The following is a 17,092-nucleotide window of genomic DNA, read 5'->3' as shown; positions in this document are numbered from 1 at the left end:
GCATCCCGTACGCCGTTCGTGCCACAGTGCGCCGCCCTGTGCGGTACTGCCCGCCGGATATCGGGTATGTGCCCATTAACCCCACGAAACCGGACATGGGTGGGCTCCGCTGGCCTGGGAAGTGATCGGCGTGATCGACACCGATGGCGGCTGCGCCGAGTGGACCTTTCCCGCGGAGCCGGGCGCCGTGCGCTCCGCCCGCGCGGTGGTCCGGGGCCAGTTGCACGGCTGGGACCTGGACTGCGTCGCCGACCTCGCCGCGCTGCTGGTCAGCGAGCTGGTCACCAACTCGCTGCGGCACGCCACCGGCCCCATCGGGGTACGGCTGGTGCGCCCCGCCGGAAACGGCGACCCGCTGCGGGTGGAGGTCTCCGACCCGCTCCCCGACCCCCCGCGCGAACGCGTCGCCCACCCCGAGGACGAGAGCGGGCGCGGCCTCCAGCTGGTCGCCGGCTCCTCGCGCCGCTGGGGCACCCGGCCCGGGGAGAACGGGAAGACCGTCTGGTTCGAGCTGGCCGTGCCAGGGTGAGACGGGGGCACCCGTGGGGCACGGGGGTGTACGGCCGGCGACGTGCCGTACGGCCCGCGCGCCGGGGGCGCACATGGTTCGGCGGCATGTGGTTCGGCGGTGTGTTCCCTGGTTAGAAGAGTGGGAGTGTTGTCACGGACCGGTCCGAAAAACATCTGGACCGACCTGTGATCGTGAACACCGTGTCCTGTGGCGCCGTAGTGCTGGATACTGCGGGCAGCCGCCCCCGGTGACCGGTGCCGGACGCGGTGAGCTGGAGGGGACGGTTCGCGTGAGCGAGATACCAGCGAAGGCCACGGAGTCCGAGGACCCGTCGGACGGCGCGAGGAGTCAGGCCGCACAGGCAGAGGCGGCACCCGGAGACGCCATGTGGCAGAGCAGTCCGCCCGGCTCGATCTACGACTACATCCGGGTCGCGTCCTTCGCCATCAGCCCCGGCGGCCTCGTCGACCAGTGGAGCCTGCGGGCCGAGCAGCTGTTCGGCATCCCCGCCGACCGCGCCGTCGGCATGGACCCCATAGAGGCGTTCGTCGATCCCGACCTGCGCGAGCGCGGCCAGCGGAAGATGGCCGAAATCCTCGACGGGCGCGAGTGGACCGGAGTGGTGCCGTTCCGGATGCCGGACCGGCCGGACGGCACCCGCGGCGAGGAGGGCCTGGCCGAGGTGTACGTCATGCCGACGCGCACCGCCGAGGGCGAGAAGGCCGCCGTCTGCATCGTCGTGGACGTGCGCACCCTGCGCAGCATCGAGACCGACCTCGCCGCCTCCCAGGCCATTTTCGGCCAGTCGCCCTTCGGCTTCCTGCTGATCGACGCCGATCTGCGGGTCCGCCGCGCCAACGAGCGCTTCGCCTCCATCTTCGGCGGCAGCCCCGACGAGCACCGGGGCAAGGGGGTGCACGACTACCTGCCGCGCCCCGAGGCCGAGCGGGTCTCGGCCACCCTGCGGCGGGTGCTGGAGACCGGCGAGTCCATCACCGACATGCACGTCACCGGGTACGTCCCCGGCTCCGAGGAACGCCGGCACTGGTCCATCAACCTCTACCGCGTGCACAGCGGCAGCGGCCGGCCCATCGGCGTCGCCTGGCTCGGCACGGACATCACCGCCCGCCGGGCCGCCGCCCGCGAGGCCGCCGCCGCCCGGCGCAACCTCGCCCTGCTCAACGAGGCCGGCGCCCGCATAGGCAACTCCCTCGACCTGGAGACCACCGCCCGCGAACTCCTCGACGTGGTCGTGCCCGGCTTCTGCGACCTGGCCACCGTGGACCTGTACCAGGGCCTGCTGGCCGGCGACGAAACCCCGCCCGGCCACGCCGACGGCAGCGCCGAACTGCGCCGTGTCGCCTTCGCCAGCGCCGTCTCCGGTGCCCCCTTCAGCAGCTCCGGGCAGCCCGTCGACGTCGGCGCCGTCCACCACTTCCCGTTCCACTCGCCCTGCGCGGAGGCCCTGCGCACCGCCCGCCCGCAGCGCGTGCCCGCCGAGGAGGGCGGCCTCGTGCAGTCCACGCTGGCCGTGCCGATGGTCGCCCACGACACGGTGGTGGGACTCGCCCAGTTCGCCCGGACCAAGGGCAGCGAGCCGTTCGGCGACCGGGACCGGGACCTCGCCGTCGAACTGGCCGCCCGCGCCGCCGTCTGCATCGACAACGCGCGCCTGTACCGGCGCGAGCACGAACGCGCCCTGATACTGCAGCGGTCCCTGCTCCCGCCCGGCGACCCCGAGGCGTCCGGACTGGACATCGCGTGCCGCTACCTGCCCGGCAACGCGGCGACCGAGGTGGGCGGCGACTGGTTCGACGTCATCGAACTGCCCGGCCACCGCACGGCACTGGTCGTCGGCGACGTGATGGGCCGGGGCCTGCGGGCGGCCGTGGCGATGGGCGAACTCCGCACGGCCGTACGGACCCTCGCGCTGCTCGACCTGGAACCGGCGGAGGTGCTGTCCGCGCTGGACGAGATCGCGCGCGGCCTCGGCACCCCCGGGGGTCCCGCCCAGGCCTTCGGCTCCGGGGGAGGCATCCAGCAGGCGACCCGCACGGCCCGTCAGCCCCGGGACGCCGACCTGTCCGAGGTGTACCTCGCGACCTGCGTGTACGCCGTCTACGACTCCGTCACCCGGCGCTGTACGTTCGCCAACGCGGGCCATCTGCCGCCGGTGCTGGTCGAGCCCGGCGAGCCGGCGCTGATGCTGGACGTGCCCCCGGGCATGCCGCTCGGCGTGGGCGGCGAGCCGTTCGAGGAGGTCGAGGTCGAACTGCCGGAGGGCGCGCTGCTCGCCCTCTACACGGACGGTCTGGTCGAGTCCCGCGACCACCCGCTGGACGAGGGCCTCAAGGCGTTCGTCGGGGCGCTCACGGATCCCTGCCGGCCGCTGGAGGACGTCTGCGACCACGTCCTCAACACCCTCGACACCCACCACGGCGAGGACGACATCGCCCTGCTGATGGCCCGGGTGCAGGGGCTGCCCGCGGACTCGGTCGGGGACTGGACGCTGCCCCGCGAGCCGCGCAGCGTGGGCCGGGCGCGCGAGTACGCCCGCGGCCGGCTGCAGTCCTGGGGCCTTGAGCAACTGGTCGACACGACGGAGCTGCTGGTCAGCGAGCTGGTGACGAACGCCCTGCGGTACGGCGAGGGGGAGATCCGGCTCCGGCTGCTGCTGGACCGCACGCTGGTCTGCGAGGTGTGGGACGCCGGCCTGGTCCAGCCCCGCAGGCGGCGCGCCCGGGACACCGACGAGGGCGGACGAGGGCTGCAACTGGTCGGACTGCTCAGCGCGGCCTGGGGATCGCGGCGGACACCACGCGGCAAGACGGTGTGGTTCGAACTCCCCCTGCCCGGCGGCGACGACGCCCTGACCGACCCGGCGGAGGCGTTGCTGAGCCTGTTCTGAGGGCCCCGGCGGCGGTCGGTGCCCGGTGGCGCCGGGCGGGCGGCTCAACGGGGCCCGCCGGGCCGGCGGCGCGGGCGGGGCCGGGCGGGCCGCCCGGCGCGCCGCCGCCCGAACCGCTCCCGGGCGAAGGACGGTCCGGCCCGGCCGGCCCGTACGCGGTCGCCGTCCGGGCGCGGCGCCCGGGCCCGCCGTCCGGCGCCGGGAGCACCGCGGGCGGGCCGTCGCGGCGGGACGGTCCCCGGAGTCGTCCGGGTGCGCAGCCGCCGCACGCGCCGCAGCCGGCCGTACCCGGCCAGGACCACGGCCGTGAACCCGGCGACGAGCGGCAGCACGAGGTCGGCGGCCGGCGCGCCCCCCTGCCGCGCCGCGGCGGAGCGCGCCGTGGGCCCGGCGCGCGCGGCGGGAACCGGATCGGGCGCCCCGGCCGTCATCAGTGGCAACACCAGCCACACGGTCCCGGTCAGAACCCCCAGCAGGGCATGCGCCACCCGTACCCGTATGTGTGCCGTGGCCCGCCGGAGGCGGCCCCCGACCAGGAAGGACGTCACCTTTCGGAGCGTAGGGGCGGCCGGCCGGCGCCGCGAGCGGGGCGCGGACGGGTGGGGGAGCGGCCACACGAGGGGGCGGAATGGGCGAGCACCGGAGCGACGAGACCCGCAGCGGCGACGAGCACGCGGAGGGGAGCCCACCGGAGCGGAACCACGCGGAGGAACCCCCCGGGGACGCCCCGCAGCCTGATGCGGAGCCGGGCCCCGGACCGGCCGCACCGGCCCCCTCCCGCTCCCGCGGGCGGCGCGTCCTCCGCCTCCTCGCCGCCCTCCTCGCCCTCCTCCTGCTCCCGCTGCTCACCGCCGAGGCCGCGCTGCGGATCAACTACACCGGCGATCCGGCCGCCGGCACCCGCACCCGGCATCGGGACGCGCTCTGGCTGGGCCACGCCTGGGTGGACGGGCGGAAGACCGACCGGGACGTCGGGGCCCTCGCCCGGCGGCTCCGCGGCACGGGCATCCGTGACCTGTACGTCCACACGGGGCCCTTGGAGCACGACGGCACCCTGCCCGCCGAGGTGTACCCGAAGGCCCGCCGGCTCATCGCGGCCGTGCACCGGGAACTCCCGGGCGTCCGGGTGCAGGCCTGGCTCGGCGACGTGCTGGCCACCGAGAGCCCCGACGGGCTGCGCCTGGAGCGCGCGGCCACCCGGACCGCGGTCCTCGCCTCCACCCGGGCCGTCCTCGCCACCGGCTTCGACGGCGCGCACTTCGACCTGGAACCCCTGCACTCCGGCGACGAGCACTACCTCGCCCTCCTCGACGACCTGCGCCGGCTCACCCGCGCCCGGGGCGCGGTGCTGTCCGTCGCCGCCCACCAGATCGACCCGCTGCCCGCCTTCCACTCCTTCTGGGGCACGGCCACCGGCCACCCCAAGTGGTGGTCGCAGGCCTACTTCGGGCAGGTGGCCCGCAGGGTCGACCAGATCGCCGTGATGTCGTACGACACCATGCAGCCGTCGCAGAGCCTGTACGGCGGCTACGTCGCCCAGCAGACCAGCCTCGCCCTGGAGGTCACCCCGGAGGGCACCGACCTGCTGATGGGCCTGCCCTTCTACCACGAGAACCGGTTCGGCCACTGGGCGCACGCCGAGACCGTCCCGGCCGCCGTGCGCGGCGTCCGGCTCGGCCTGAGCCGCACCGACGCCGGCCGCGCCCGCTTCGGCGTCGCCCTCTACGTCGACTTCGCGGCCACCGAGGCCGACTGGCGGGCCTACCGGGACGACTGGGCGGCTACGCCCCCGGCCGCCTCCTGATCTTCGACCCCAGCCACACCAGCGGGTCGTACTTGCGGTCGACGGCCCGCTCCTTCAGCGGGATCAGGGCGTTGTCGGTGATCCTGATGCCCTCCGGGCAGACCTCCGTGCAGCACTTGGTGATGTTGCAGTAGCCGAGGCCGTGTTCGTCCTGCGCGGCGCGCGAGCGGTCCAGGCCGTCCCCGGCCGCCGCGTCCAGCGGGTGCATGTCCAGTTCGGCGACGCGCATCAGGAAGCGGGGCCCGGCGAACGCCCGCTTGTTCTCCTCGTGGTCGCGCACCACGTGGCAGGTGTCCTGGCACAGGAAGCACTCGATGCACTTGCGGAACTCCTGGGAGCGGTCCACGTCCTCCTGGAACATGCGGTACTCGCCCGGTCCCAGCCCGGCCGGCGGCACGAAGGCCGGGACCTCCCGCGCCTTGTCGTAGTTGAAGCCGACGTCCGTCACCAGGTCGCGGATCACCGGGAAGGCGCGCAGCGGGGTGATCGTGATCGTCTCGGCGCGGTCGAAGACCGACATGCGGGTCATGCACAGCAGCCGCGGGCGGCCGTTGACCTCCGCCGAGCACGAACCGCACTTGCCGGCCTTGCAGTTCCAGCGCACGGCCAGGTCGGGCGCCTGGGTGGCCTGGAGGCGGTGCACGATGTCGAGCACCACCTCGCCGTCGTTCACCTCGACGGCGAAGTCCCGCAGGCCGCCGCCCTCGGCGTCCCCCCGCCACACCTTGAAGCGGGCCTCGTAGCTGCTCACTCGTACAGCTCCTCTTCGGCGAGGTACTTGACCAGCTCCTCCTTCTCGAAGAGGGCGAGCAGGTCCGGGCGGATGGGGTCGGTCCTCTCCCGGGTGAGCCGGATCCGGTCCCGGGCGGGGTCGGCCGCCGCGAGGGCGCCGTCGGGGCCGGCGAGGGCGCACAGCAGGTTCACGTTGCGCCAGGCGCGGTCCATCGCCGGGTGGTCCTCGCGGGTGTGGCCGCCGCGCGACTCGGTGCGCTCCAGCGCGGCCCGGGCCACGCACTCGCTGACCAGCAGCATGTTCCTCAGGTCCAGGGCGAGGTGCCAGCCGGGGTTGAACTGGCGGTGGCCCTCCACCCCGGCCCGCCGGGCCCGTACCCGCAGCTCGGCCAGCTTGCGCAGGGCCTGCTCCATCTCGCCCTCCCGGCGGATGATGCCGACCAGGTCGTTCATCGTCTGCTGGAGTTCCTGGTGCAGGGTGTACGGGTTCTCCGGCGCGCCCGCCTCGCCCGCCCCCTCCGCGGAGAAGGGCCGCAGGGCCTCCGCGGCGGCCGCGTCGACCTGGACGTCGTCCACCGGCGGGCGCCGGTCCGCCAGCCCGTGCGCGTACGCGGCCGCGTGAGCGCCCGCGCGGCGGCCGAACACCAGCAGGTCGGACAGCGAGTTGCCGCCGAGCCGGTTGGAGCCGTGCATGCCGCCGGCCACCTCGCCGGCCGCGTACAGCCCCTCCACCCCGCGCGCCGCCGCCGTGTCGGAGTCCACCGCGACCCCGCCCATCACGTAGTGGCAGGTCGGCCCGACCTCCATCGGCTCCGCCGTGATGTCGACGTCCGCCAGCTCCTTGAACTGGTGGTACATCGACGGCAGCCGGCGCCGGACCACCTCGGCGGGCATCCGGGTGGACACGTCGAGGAAGACCCCGCCGTGCGGGGAGCCCCGGCCCGCCTTCACCTCGGCGTTGATCGCGCGGGCCACCTCGTCGCGGGGGAGCAGTTCGGGCGGGCGCCGGTGGTGGTCCGGGTCCTCGTACCACCGGTCGGCCTCCTCCTCCGACTCGGCGTACTTCTCCTTGAAGACGTCCGGGACGTAGTCGAACATGAACCGCCTGCCGTCGGAGTCGCGCAGCACCCCGCCGTCCCCGCGCACCGACTCGGTGACCAGGATGCCCTTCACCGACGGCGGCCAGACCATGCCGGTCGGGTGGAACTGCACGAACTCCATGTTGACCAGGGGAGCGCCCGCCAGCAGCGCCAGCGCGTGGCCGTCGCCGGTGTACTCCCAGGAGTTGGAGGTGACCTTGAAGGACTTGCCGATGCCGCCGGTCGCGAGGACCACGGCCGGGGCCTCCAGCACGAGGAAGCGGCCGGTCTCGCGCTCGTAGCCGAACACCCCGCACACGCGCGCGCCGTCCTTGAGCACCCGGGTCACCGTGCACTCCTGGAAGACCTTCAGCCGGGACTCGTAGTCCCCGGTCTCCCGGTGGTCCTCCTGCTGGAGCGCGACGATCTTCTGCTGGAGGGTGCGGATCAGCTCCAGCCCGGTGCGGTCGCCGACGTGCGCGAGGCGCGGGTACTCGTGGCCGCCGAAGTTCCGCTGGGAGATCCGGCCGTCCCGGGTCCGGTCGAACAGCGCGCCCCAGGTCTCCAGCTCCCACACCCGGTCCGGGGCCTCCCGGGCGTGCAGCTCGGCCATCCGCCACTGGTTCAGGAACTTCCCGCCGCGCATGGTGTCGCGGAAGTGGACCTGCCAGCCGTCGTTCTCGTTGGCGTTGGCCATCGCCGCCGCGATGCCGCCCTCGGCCATCACCGTGTGCGCCTTGCCGAACAGCGACTTGCAGATCACGGCCGTACGGGCGCCCCGCTCGCGCGCCTCGATCGCGGCCCGCAGCCCGGCACCGCCGGCGCCGACGACCACGACGTCCCACTGCTGCCGTTCCACCGCTGCCATCAGAAGAACCTCGGATCGTCGAAGACGCCGGACGCGACCAGGTACACGTAGAAGTCGGCGAACGCCACGCTCAGCAGCGAGGCCCAGGCCAGCTGCATGTGACGGGCGTTGAGCCGGCCGACGAACTGCCAGGCCCGGTAGCGCGCCGGGTGCTTCGAGAAGTGTTTGAGCTTGCCGCCGACGATGTGCCGGCAGGAGTGGCAGGAGAGGGTGTACGCCCAGATCAGCACGATGTTGGCGAGGAACACCAGGGTGCCCAGGCCCATGTGCCCCCACCGGTAGTGCCCGTCCCGGAAGGCCAGCACGGTGTCGTAGCTGAGCACCCCGGCCACCAGCAGGGCGGCGTAGAAGAAGTACCGGTGGACGTTCTGCAGGATCAGCGGGAAGCGGCTCTCGCCGGTGTAGGAGCGGTGCGGCTCGGCGACCGCGCAGGCCGGCGGGGACGCCCAGAAGGCGCGGTAGTACGCCTTGCGGTAGTAGTAGCAGGTCAGGCGGAAGCCGAGCGGGAAGATCAGGATGATGATCGCGGGCGAGAGGCCCCACCAGCCGCCGAACAGCTCGGCGTTGGGCCCGGCGCGCATGGTCCGGCAGTTCTCCGCCAGGCACGGCGAGTAGAACGGCGAGACGTACGGCGCCGCGTAGTAGTCGGCGTTCGCGAAGGCCCGCCAGGTCGAGTAGACGACGAAGGCGAGCAGACCGGCCGCGGTGCAGGCGGGCGCCAGCCACCAGCGGTCGGTCCGCAGATGCGGGGCGGCGATCGCGGCGCGCGTACCGGTGCGTACGCCACCGCGCTGCTGAGGGGATTCCGTACCAGTGGCCAAGTCGGGACTCCGGTCGGTAGCGGGGTTCAGGGGGCGCGGCGGTCGCGGGCGCCCAGGCCCTCGTCGTCCGAGTCCGTCCACAGGCTGATGTCGTAGGGCGTGTCGGAGATGGTGACGAGGTCGGGCCGGCCGGGCGCGGCCGGGGCGGTGGCGGTCTCCCGCAGCAGGGCCAGGCTCTCGCGCAGGTGCTCGGCGTCCAGCCGGACCCGCCGTATCTCCAGTCCGCCGCGGCCGAGCTGGTGCTCCAGACGGCTCAGTGAGCGGTTGAGGTCGTCCAGGCAGCGCTGGACGGCGTTGATGTCGTCGTACACGGACATGACATGCCCTCGCTTCCACGGGTCCGGCGGGCCATGGGCGGCAACGTTCATGCGCCTTGGAGTGTTGCGCCTCAGCCCGCCTGTGTGAAGGGATGTGCGGCGATTGGCCGGGGCGTACGGGTGCATCGGCCGGGCGGGTTGCGCCGCACGGGTGGGCTTACCGGCCGTCACCGCCGTGTCGCCCGCCGTTGCCGGATCCTTTCCTCTTCAGTGGCGGCATAGATCTGATCAGCTCCATATACCGCCAAATGCGAGCATAAGCCCCGTGGCTCCCCGGAGGTAGCAGAGATGTCCTACGACGGCGACGCCCCCCACGCGGTCGCAGCGGGGCAGCGCCCCGAAGGCGCGCGACCGGCCACGACGCGCCCCGGGCCGCACCCTGGAGCGGCCCGGCCGGGCCGGCGCGGCCTCCTGGGCCCGGTCGCCCTCCTGAGCGCCGGCGCCCTCGCCGTGCCGCTGCTCGCCGGCTGCGGTGAGGAGGAGAAGCCCCCCGCACCCCTCGCCGCCCAGGACATCGCCCCGGCCGCCCGGGACCTGGTCGCCGACGGCTCCACCCTGAAGTGGGCCGTGGACGCCCTGCCGGAGACGCTGAACACCTTCCAGGCCGACGCCGACGCCGGCACCGGCCGGGTCGCCCAGGCCGTGCTGCCCGCGATGTTCCGGCTCGACGCGACCGGCCGCCCGGTGGCCCACCCCGCCTACCTGGAATCCGCCGAGGTCATCGAGACCGAGCCGCGCCAGGTGGTGCTGTACAAGCTGAACCAGCAGGCCGTGTGGAGCGACGGCCGGGAGATCGGCGCCGCCGACTTCGTCGCCCAGTGGCGCGCCCTGTCCGGCCGCAACAGCGCCTACTGGACCGCCCGCAACGCCGGCTACGACCGCATCGCCAAGATCGAGCGCGGCGACAGCGACCTCCAGGTCCGGGTCACCTTCTCCCGCCCCTACGCCGACTGGAAGTCGCTGTTCTCCCCGCTGTACCCGAAGGACGTCATGGGCACCCCGGACGCCTTCAACGACGGCGCCCGCCGCAAGCTGAACGTCACCGCCGGCCCCTTCAAGGTCGAGAAGGTCGACACGGCGGGCAAGGACGTGGTGCTCACCCGCAACCCCCGCTGGTGGGGCAGGCCGGCCAAGCTGAACCGGATCGTGCTGCACGCCGTGCCCCGCGACAAGCGGGCCGCCGCCCTCGCCGACGGCAGCGTGGACCTGGCCGAGATCGACTCCGCCGACGCCCAGCGGATCGGGCTCGCCCACCGCGACCGGGGCACCGGCACCCCGCTCCAGGGCGGCGGCCGCACCTCCGTGAAGAAGCTGCGCGACTGGGCGCTCGCCCACGGCCTCGACACCGGCGAGGACACCGGCCGGGGGCAGCTCGGCAAGGCCATCGGCCGGTACCTGGAGCAGCAGCAGGCCCTGCGGGACGTGGAGGTCCGCAAGTCGCTGGAGCCCGTCTACACCCAGCTCGCCCTCAACGGCGCCGCCGGCCCCCTCGCCGACGAGCGGGTCCGCCGCGCCGTCGCCCGCGCCCTGGACCGCGTGGAGCTGGCCCGGCTGGTGCTCACCCCGCTGGGGCTGCCCGCCGTACCCGTCGGCAGTCACCTCGCCCTGTCCGGGCAGGCCGCCTACGCCGACAACAGCGGCGCGCTCGGCGCCCAGGACGCCAAGGAGGCGCAGGCGCTGCTGGCGGACGCCGGCTGGGTGCGCGGCGGCCCGCTCAAGGAGCAGCGCAAGACCGAGAAGGCGGCGGGCTCCCAGCGTCACGGCGCGGACGTGTCGGAGGGCGGCGAGGACGGCGAGTACGTCGTCGGGGAGGACGACAAGGGGCACGGCGACGGCAAGGCCGGGCACCACGACAGCGCGGGCGACCAGCACGAGCGCACCGGCCCGCAGCTCGCCCGGGAGAGCCGGCACGGCGGCGCGCCCGGCGCCTACGCCCCCAAGGGCACGGCCGCCCCGGCCGCGGCGCCGGCCGGGCCGCTCGCCAAGGACGGCAAGCCGCTCGCGCTGCGCTTCGTCCTGCCCTCCGGGCCCGGCTCGGACACCCTGAACTCGGTCGCCGAGCGGATCTCCGCGATGCTGGAGCAGGTCGGCATCCGCCCGACCATCGTCAAGGTCTCGGACGAGAGCTACTTCAAGGACCACATCGCCGCCGGCGACTACGACCTCGCCCTGTACTCCTGGCCGTCCTCCGCCTTCCCGGCGACCGACGCCCGGCCCATCTACGCCAAGCCGCTGCCGGCGGCGGACGGCTCGGTCAACGTCGAGCAGAACTACACCCGGGTCGGCACCGACCAGGTCGACCAGCTCTTCGAGCAGGCCGCGACCACGCTGGACGAGGACGAGGCGCGCGACCTGATCAAGAAGGCCGACTCCCGGATCTGGGCGGCGGCGGGCTCCATCCCGCTCTACCAGCGCCCGCAGCTGGTGGCGGCGCGCACGAACGTGGTCAACGCGGGGGCCTTCGGATTCCAGACGCCGGTGTACGAGGACATGGGCTTCCTGAAGAAGGGGGCGAAGGTCTCGCCCGGCCCCGCCAAGGGGTAGGACGGCCCGGATGAGCCGTCACGGCGGCGGCCGCGTACCATGGGGTGAGGCCGTGGCGTGTCCAGCCCGGCAGGGCCCGCGCGGCACGGACGTACGCGCAGGGCAGTCCGCACACTCCGGGAGTACGCCACAATATGGCCACGCGCCACGACATCCGCAACGTCGCCATCGTCGCCCACGTCGACCACGGCAAGACCACCATCGTCGACGGCATGCTGAAGCAGGCCGGTGCCTTCGCCGCCCATCAGCTCGACCAGGTCGACGACCGGGTGATGGACTCGAACGACCTGGAGCGTGAGAAGGGCATCACGATCCTCGCCAAGAACACGGCGGTCAAGTACCACCCGAAGGACGGCGGGGACCCGATCACCATCAACATCATCGACACCCCCGGCCACGCCGACTTCGGCGGCGAGGTCGAGCGTGGTCTGTCGATGGTCGACGGTGTCGTCCTGCTCGTCGACGCCTCCGAGGGCCCGCTGCCGCAGACCCGCTTCGTGCTGCGCAAGGCGCTCCAGGCCCGGCTGCCCGTCATCCTGTGCATCAACAAGACGGACCGTCCGGACGCCCGGATCGACGAGGTCGTCAACGAGACCTACGACCTCTTCCTCGACCTGGACGCGGACGAGGAGCAGATCGAGTTCCCGATCGTCTACGCCTGCGGCCGTGACGGCATCGCCTCGCTGACGAAGCCGGACAACGGCACGGTCCCGGGCGACTCCACCAGCCTGGAGCCGTTCTTCTCCACGATCCTGGAGCACATCCCGGCCCCGACCTACGACGAGGACGCCCCGCTCCAGGCCCACGTCACCAACCTCGACGCCGACAACTTCCTCGGCCGTATCGCGCTGCTCCGGGTCGAGCAGGGCGAGCTGCGCAAGGGCCAGACGGTGGCCTGGATCAAGCGCGACGGCTCCGTGCAGAACGTGCGGATCTCCGAGCTGATGATGACCGAGGCGCTCACCCGCAAGCCCGCCGAGAAGGCCGGCCCGGGTGACATCTGCGCGGTCGCCGGCATCCCCGAGATCATGATCGGCGAGACCCTGGCCGACCCGGAGAACCCGGTCGCGCTGCCGCTGATCACGGTGGACGAGCCGGCCATCTCCATGGTGATCGGCACCAACACCTCGCCGCTGGTGGGCCGCGGCGCCACCGGCAAGGGCGCCGACAACAAGGCGGCCGTCAAGGACCGCAAGGTCACCGCCCGCCAGGTCAAGGACCGCCTGGACCGCGAGCTGATCGGCAACGTCAGCCTCCGCGTGCTCGACACCGAGCGCCCGGACGCCTGGGAGGTGCAGGGCCGCGGTGAGCTGGCGCTCGCCATCCTGGTCGAGACCATGCGCCGGGAGGGCTACGAACTGACCGTCGGCAAGCCGCAGGTCGTCACCAAGGAGGTCGACGGCAAGGTCTACGAGCCCGTCGAGCGCATGACGATCGACGTGCCCGAGGAGCACATGGGCGCGGTCACGCAGCTCATGGGCGTCCGCAAGGGCCGCATGGACAACATGTCCAACCACGGCTCCGGCTGGGTCCGCATGGAGTTCGTCGTGCCGTCCCGCGGTCTGATCGGCTTCCGCACCGAGTTCCTGACCCAGACCCGCGGCACCGGCATCGCCCACTCCATCCACGAGGGCCACGAGCCCTGGTTCGGCACGCTGCAGACCCGCAACAACGGCTCCCTGGTCGCCGACCGCTCCGGTGCCGTCACCGCGTTCGCGATGACGAACCTCCAGGAGCGCGGCGTGCTCTTCGTGGAGCCGGGCACCGAGGTGTACGAGGGCATGATCGTCGGCGAGAACTCCCGCTCCGACGACATGGACGTCAACATCACCAAGGAGAAGAAGCTCACCAACATGCGGTCCTCGACGGCCGATGTGACCGAGTCGATCGTGCCGCCGCGCAAGCTCTCGCTGGAGCAGTCGCTGGAGTTCTGCCGCGACGACGAGTGCGTCGAGGTGACCCCGGAGGCCGTTCGCATCCGCAAGGTCGCGCTCGACCAGCGTGAGCGGGCCCGCGCCGCGAGCCGCGCCAAGCACAGCTGATCCTCCGGCAGTTGAGCCCGGGCACCCCCAGGATGGGGGTGCCCGGGCTTTTTGCAACCCGTTTTGTGGAGACCGATGTCCGGCATGTGGTGATCGGTGCCCGATAGCCATGTAACAAGTCCGTTTCGTGCCTTCTTCCGGCGAACACTTTGTCCAGATTTTGGAAGGTCTACGCGCGAGCTGTGACTGAATTGAGATCTACGGGCAGTGGTCGGTAGTCGAGCCATGGCAGATAGTTAGCGGCGTAGCGCTCGGGTCAATGGGTCTCGCGCCGTGGGGACGGCGCCCGACTCACGAGCACCAGGGGGTGTCTCCTTCCGTCAGGGGTGTCGGAGGGGAGACGGAAACCCTCTTCCGTTGGTGAAACGTGCAGTCATGAGGAGGGAACCCCAGTCACCACGCGCGTCCGACCGCGGTCACGCGCGTCCTAGGAGTACCCGGGTATCTCTCACACTTATACCTGTGAAACGGACGAACCGTGACAAGTCCTATCGACACTAAGGGCGGCGGGGCGTCGGCCGCCGTCTCCGGCGCGTTAGGCCCGGAGCCACGGACCGGCGCCGCCGGACTCGCGGGCCGGTCCCCCGGCCGGCTGATGTGGCTGCGCTTCCGGCGCGACCGCACGGGCGTCGTCTGCGCCGTGGTGGTGATCGGCTACTTCGCCGTCGCGCTGCTCGCGCCGCTGCTGGTGAAGCTCCCGGGCACCGATCCGTACACCCTGTACGGCCAGGACCCCACCTACGCCGACGATCCCGTGCTGGACGAATTCGGGCTTCCGCTCGGCTACCTGGGGGGCGTCTCGGGCACGCACTGGTTCGGTGTCGAGCCGCAGTACGGCCGCGATCTGTTCGCCATGCTGCTGTACGGCATGCGCACCTCCCTGTACATGGCGCTCGGCATCACCGTCCTCCTCATGCTCACCGGGATCGTGGTCGGCCTGGTCGGCGGGTACTTCGGCGGCCGTACGGACTACTGGATCGGCCGCGGCACCGACTTCTTCCTCTCCTTTCCGCAGCAGCTGTTCTTCATCGCGTTCATGCCCGTCGTGACGTCGTTCTTCGTGGACCCGCGCGAGGAGACGCCGACCTACTTCCGCGCCGTGGCCATGCTGATCGTGCTGTGGCTGCTGGGCTGGATGGGCATGGCCCGGCTGGTGCGCTCCACCGTGCTGTCCCTGCGGGAGCGGGAGTTCGTGGAGGCGGCCCGGGTCTCGGGGGCCTCGCCCTGGCGGATCGTGCGCAAGGAGATCCTGCCCAACGTCGTCACCCCGATCCTGGTGCAGTTCACATACCAGCTGCCCAGCACCATCCTCAGCATCGCCTTCCTGTCCTTCGCGGGGGTCGGCTTCGTCGAGCCGACGCCCGACTGGGGACGCCTCTTCGCCGCCGGTGCCCGGTATGCCGAACAGGACCCGGCGTTCATGTTCTTCCCCGGGCTGGCACTGGTGGTCTTCGTCCTGTGCTTCAACCTCCTCGGGGACTCCGTACGGGACGCGTTCGACCCCAAGTCCGGGCGCTAGCACGTCCGTTGGGTGGGGGGTGGCTGCCGCCCCCGCCGGTCCGCGCGGCCGGCGCCCGGCAGATCTCACGGATAACAGACCCGACAGGTAGGTGGACAGCCCACATGATGTCTCAGCGTGCCCGCGCAGCGCGTGCCGTCGTGATCGCCCTCGCGGCCGGCTCGCTCGCTCTCACGGCCTGCTCGAAGAACGAGGGCGGCAAGTCCGGCAAGGACTCCGAGAAGGACCAGAAGGAGGCGGCGGTCCAGTCCAAGGCGGTGACGTACGTCGACGCCGCGGGATCGACCGGACCCGCGAAGGACCTGCCCGGCGCCAGGCCCGGCGGCACGATCACCGTGTACCAGGAATCGGGCCTGTCCCATCTGGACCCCGGCCAGATCTACGTCTCCGACTCCGGCCAGGTCGCCAACCTGCTCTTCCGCCGCCTGACCCAGTTCCAGGAGGACGACAAGGGCGACGTCTCGGTCGTCGGCGACCTCGCCACCGATTCCGGCAAGCCCTCCGACGGCGGCAAGACCTGGACCTTCACGCTGAAGGACGGCATCAAGGACGAGAACGGCAACGCCCTCACCTCGGCCGACGTCCGGCACAGCGTCGAGCGCACGTACGCGAAGTTCATCTTCGACGGCCCGACCTATCTGCAGACCTGGCTGAACGGCGCCGACTACCGCAAGGCCCTGCCCGGCGGCGGCTTCGACGGCAAGCACCTGCCCGCCTCGGTGCTGGACACCCCCGACGACAAGACGGTGGTCTTCCACTTCGACCAGCCGCGCCCGGACCTGCCGCAGACGCTCGCCATGCCCGGCTACGCCGTCGTCCCCGCGAAGGGCGACACCAAGGAGCGGTACGAGAAGGAGCCGGTCGCCACCGGACCGTACAAGATCGCCGAGAACAAGGTCGGCAAGACCCTGAAGCTGGTGAAGAACACCCACTGGGACGCGAAGACCGACTCCGTGCGCCACCAGTACGTGGACGGCTTCACCTTCCAGTTCGGCGTCACCGAGTCCACCCAGACCAAGCGGCTGATCGCGGACGAGGGCGACAACAAGAACGCCATCCAGCTCACCGGCGGCGTCGACGCCACCCAGATCCAGGACGTCATCAAGGACCCGGACGCCAGCAAGCGCACGGTCAAGGGCTACCAGCCGTACGTCATGGCGCTGACCTTCAACCTCGACCGGGTCAAGGACAAGAAGATCCGCGAGGCCGCCGCCTACGCGGTCAACTCCAAGTCCCTCATCGCCGGCGAGGGCGGCGCCTACGGCGGTGACGTCGCGCCGAACCTCTTCGCGCCGACGCTGCCCGGCTACGAGGCGGCCTACGACCCCTACGGCCGGCTGAAGACCCCGCAGGGCAACCTCGCCAAGGCCAAGGAGATCCTCAAGGACGTCCCGGCCGCCGAGAAGAAGCTCGTCTTCGCCTACGCCAACAGCGAGCAGGGCCAGCGGCGCAAGGTCGCCATCGAGGACGCGCTGAGCAAGGTCGGCTTCGACATCGTCGCCAAGGAGATCGACGCGGCCAGCTACTACGAGCAGATCGGCAAGCTCGACAACCCCTACGACATGTACATCTCCGGCTGGGGCCAGGACTGGCCGTCCCCGGGCACGGTCGTCACCCCGATCTACGACGGCTCGCAGGTCTTCGACGGCTCCTCGAACTACTCGCACGTCAAGGACCCCAAGGTCGACGCCCTGATCAAGAAGGCACTGACCCAGGAGCCGGCCGAGGCCGCCAAGACCTGGAAGGAAGCCCACCACTACCTGCTGGAGAACATCATCCCGGCGGCCCCGCTGTGGTACACGAAGCAGTTCCAGATCTCCGGTTCGAACGTGGGCGGCGCCCGCTACGGCACGGTGTCCAGCCTCATCGACATCACCCGGCTGTACCTGAAGTCGTGACCGACGGCCGGGGGCGGGGGCGCGCGGTGGAGCGGGCGCCCCGCGTCCC

Annotated in this window: 12 protein-coding genes; 7 read left to right on the top strand and 5 right to left on the bottom strand. The window is 72.0% G+C overall.

From position 1 onward, the window contains the following. The first annotated feature begins 121 nt into the window (after window positions 1-121). The gene (locus tag ACZ63H_RS12120; RefSeq protein WP_469863987.1) at window positions 122-529 is read left to right on the top strand and encodes an ATP-binding protein; all 408 of its coding nucleotides are present in this window, start codon (window positions 122-124) and stop codon (window positions 527-529) included. Between the two features lie 271 nt (window positions 530-800). Beyond that, the gene (locus ACZ63H_RS12115) at window positions 801-3,419 is read left to right on the top strand and encodes a SpoIIE family protein phosphatase (protein ID WP_469863985.1); all 2,619 of its coding nucleotides are present in this window, start codon (window positions 801-803) and stop codon (window positions 3,417-3,419) included. 44 nt (window positions 3,420-3,463) lie between these two features. Here the strand turns inward: ACZ63H_RS12115 and ACZ63H_RS12110 are convergent, their stop codons facing one another. After that, window positions 3,464-3,967, bottom strand: a complete 504-nt coding sequence (locus ACZ63H_RS12110) for a hypothetical protein (protein ID WP_469863984.1) — start codon at window positions 3,965-3,967, stop codon at window positions 3,464-3,466. Window positions 3,968-4,047: 80 nt separating this feature from the next. Between ACZ63H_RS12110 and ACZ63H_RS12105 the strand changes: the two genes are divergently transcribed. Further along, on the top strand, window positions 4,048-5,223 hold the full coding sequence (locus ACZ63H_RS12105) for a glycoside hydrolase family 18 protein (protein WP_469863983.1): 1,176 nt from the start codon (window positions 4,048-4,050) through the stop codon (window positions 5,221-5,223). On the opposite strand, the gene ACZ63H_RS12100 is transcribed toward ACZ63H_RS12105, so the two are convergent. The 4 genes from ACZ63H_RS12100 to ACZ63H_RS12085 are packed head-to-tail and all read right to left on the bottom strand — an operon-like array spanning window position 5,201 to window position 9,040. Further along, on the bottom strand, window positions 5,201-5,974 hold the full coding sequence (locus ACZ63H_RS12100; protein WP_469863981.1) for a succinate dehydrogenase/fumarate reductase iron-sulfur subunit: 774 nt from the start codon (window positions 5,972-5,974) through the stop codon (window positions 5,201-5,203). The genes ACZ63H_RS12105 and ACZ63H_RS12100 overlap by 23 nt on opposite strands. Continuing rightward, entirely contained in the window at window positions 5,971-7,902 is a 1,932-nt protein-coding gene (locus tag ACZ63H_RS12095; RefSeq protein WP_469863979.1) for a fumarate reductase/succinate dehydrogenase flavoprotein subunit, read from the bottom strand. Before ACZ63H_RS12095 ends, ACZ63H_RS12100 begins: the two co-directional genes overlap by 4 nt. Continuing rightward, complete coding sequence (locus tag ACZ63H_RS12090; protein ID WP_469863977.1) at window positions 7,902-8,723, bottom strand: hypothetical protein; 822 nt, start codon at window positions 8,721-8,723, stop codon at window positions 7,902-7,904. Before ACZ63H_RS12090 ends, ACZ63H_RS12095 begins: the two co-directional genes overlap by 1 nt. A 26-nt stretch (window positions 8,724-8,749) precedes the next feature. Beyond that, window positions 8,750-9,040, bottom strand: coding sequence for a hypothetical protein (locus ACZ63H_RS12085; RefSeq protein ID WP_469863976.1), 291 nt, complete (start codon window positions 9,038-9,040; stop codon window positions 8,750-8,752). Window positions 9,041-9,328: 288 nt separating this feature from the next. Between ACZ63H_RS12085 and ACZ63H_RS12080 the strand changes: the two genes are divergently transcribed. The 4 genes from ACZ63H_RS12080 (at window position 9,329) to ACZ63H_RS12065 (ending at window position 17,043) form a co-directional block, all read left to right on the top strand. Next, complete coding sequence (locus tag ACZ63H_RS12080) at window positions 9,329-11,584, top strand: ABC transporter family substrate-binding protein (RefSeq protein ID WP_469863974.1); 2,256 nt, start codon at window positions 9,329-9,331, stop codon at window positions 11,582-11,584. A gap of 134 nt (window positions 11,585-11,718) precedes the next feature. After that, window positions 11,719-13,626, top strand: a complete 1,908-nt coding sequence (typA, locus tag ACZ63H_RS12075) for a translational GTPase TypA (RefSeq protein ID WP_469863972.1) — start codon at window positions 11,719-11,721, stop codon at window positions 13,624-13,626. 478 nt (window positions 13,627-14,104) lie between these two features. Next, window positions 14,105-15,145 (top strand): ABC transporter permease, encoded by a 1,041-nt coding sequence (locus ACZ63H_RS12070; RefSeq protein WP_469863971.1) that lies wholly within the window; start codon window positions 14,105-14,107, stop codon window positions 15,143-15,145. A 104-nt stretch (window positions 15,146-15,249) separates the two neighbouring features. After that, window positions 15,250-17,043, top strand: coding sequence for an ABC transporter substrate-binding protein (locus tag ACZ63H_RS12065; protein ID WP_469863969.1), 1,794 nt, complete (start codon window positions 15,250-15,252; stop codon window positions 17,041-17,043). Window positions 17,044-17,092 lie beyond the last annotated feature (49 nt).

Source organism: Streptomyces sp. NPDC104831 (assembly GCF_055583025.1).
The sequence above is the reverse complement of the archived record's forward strand: the minus strand, read 5'-3'. Positions and strand labels throughout refer to the sequence as shown.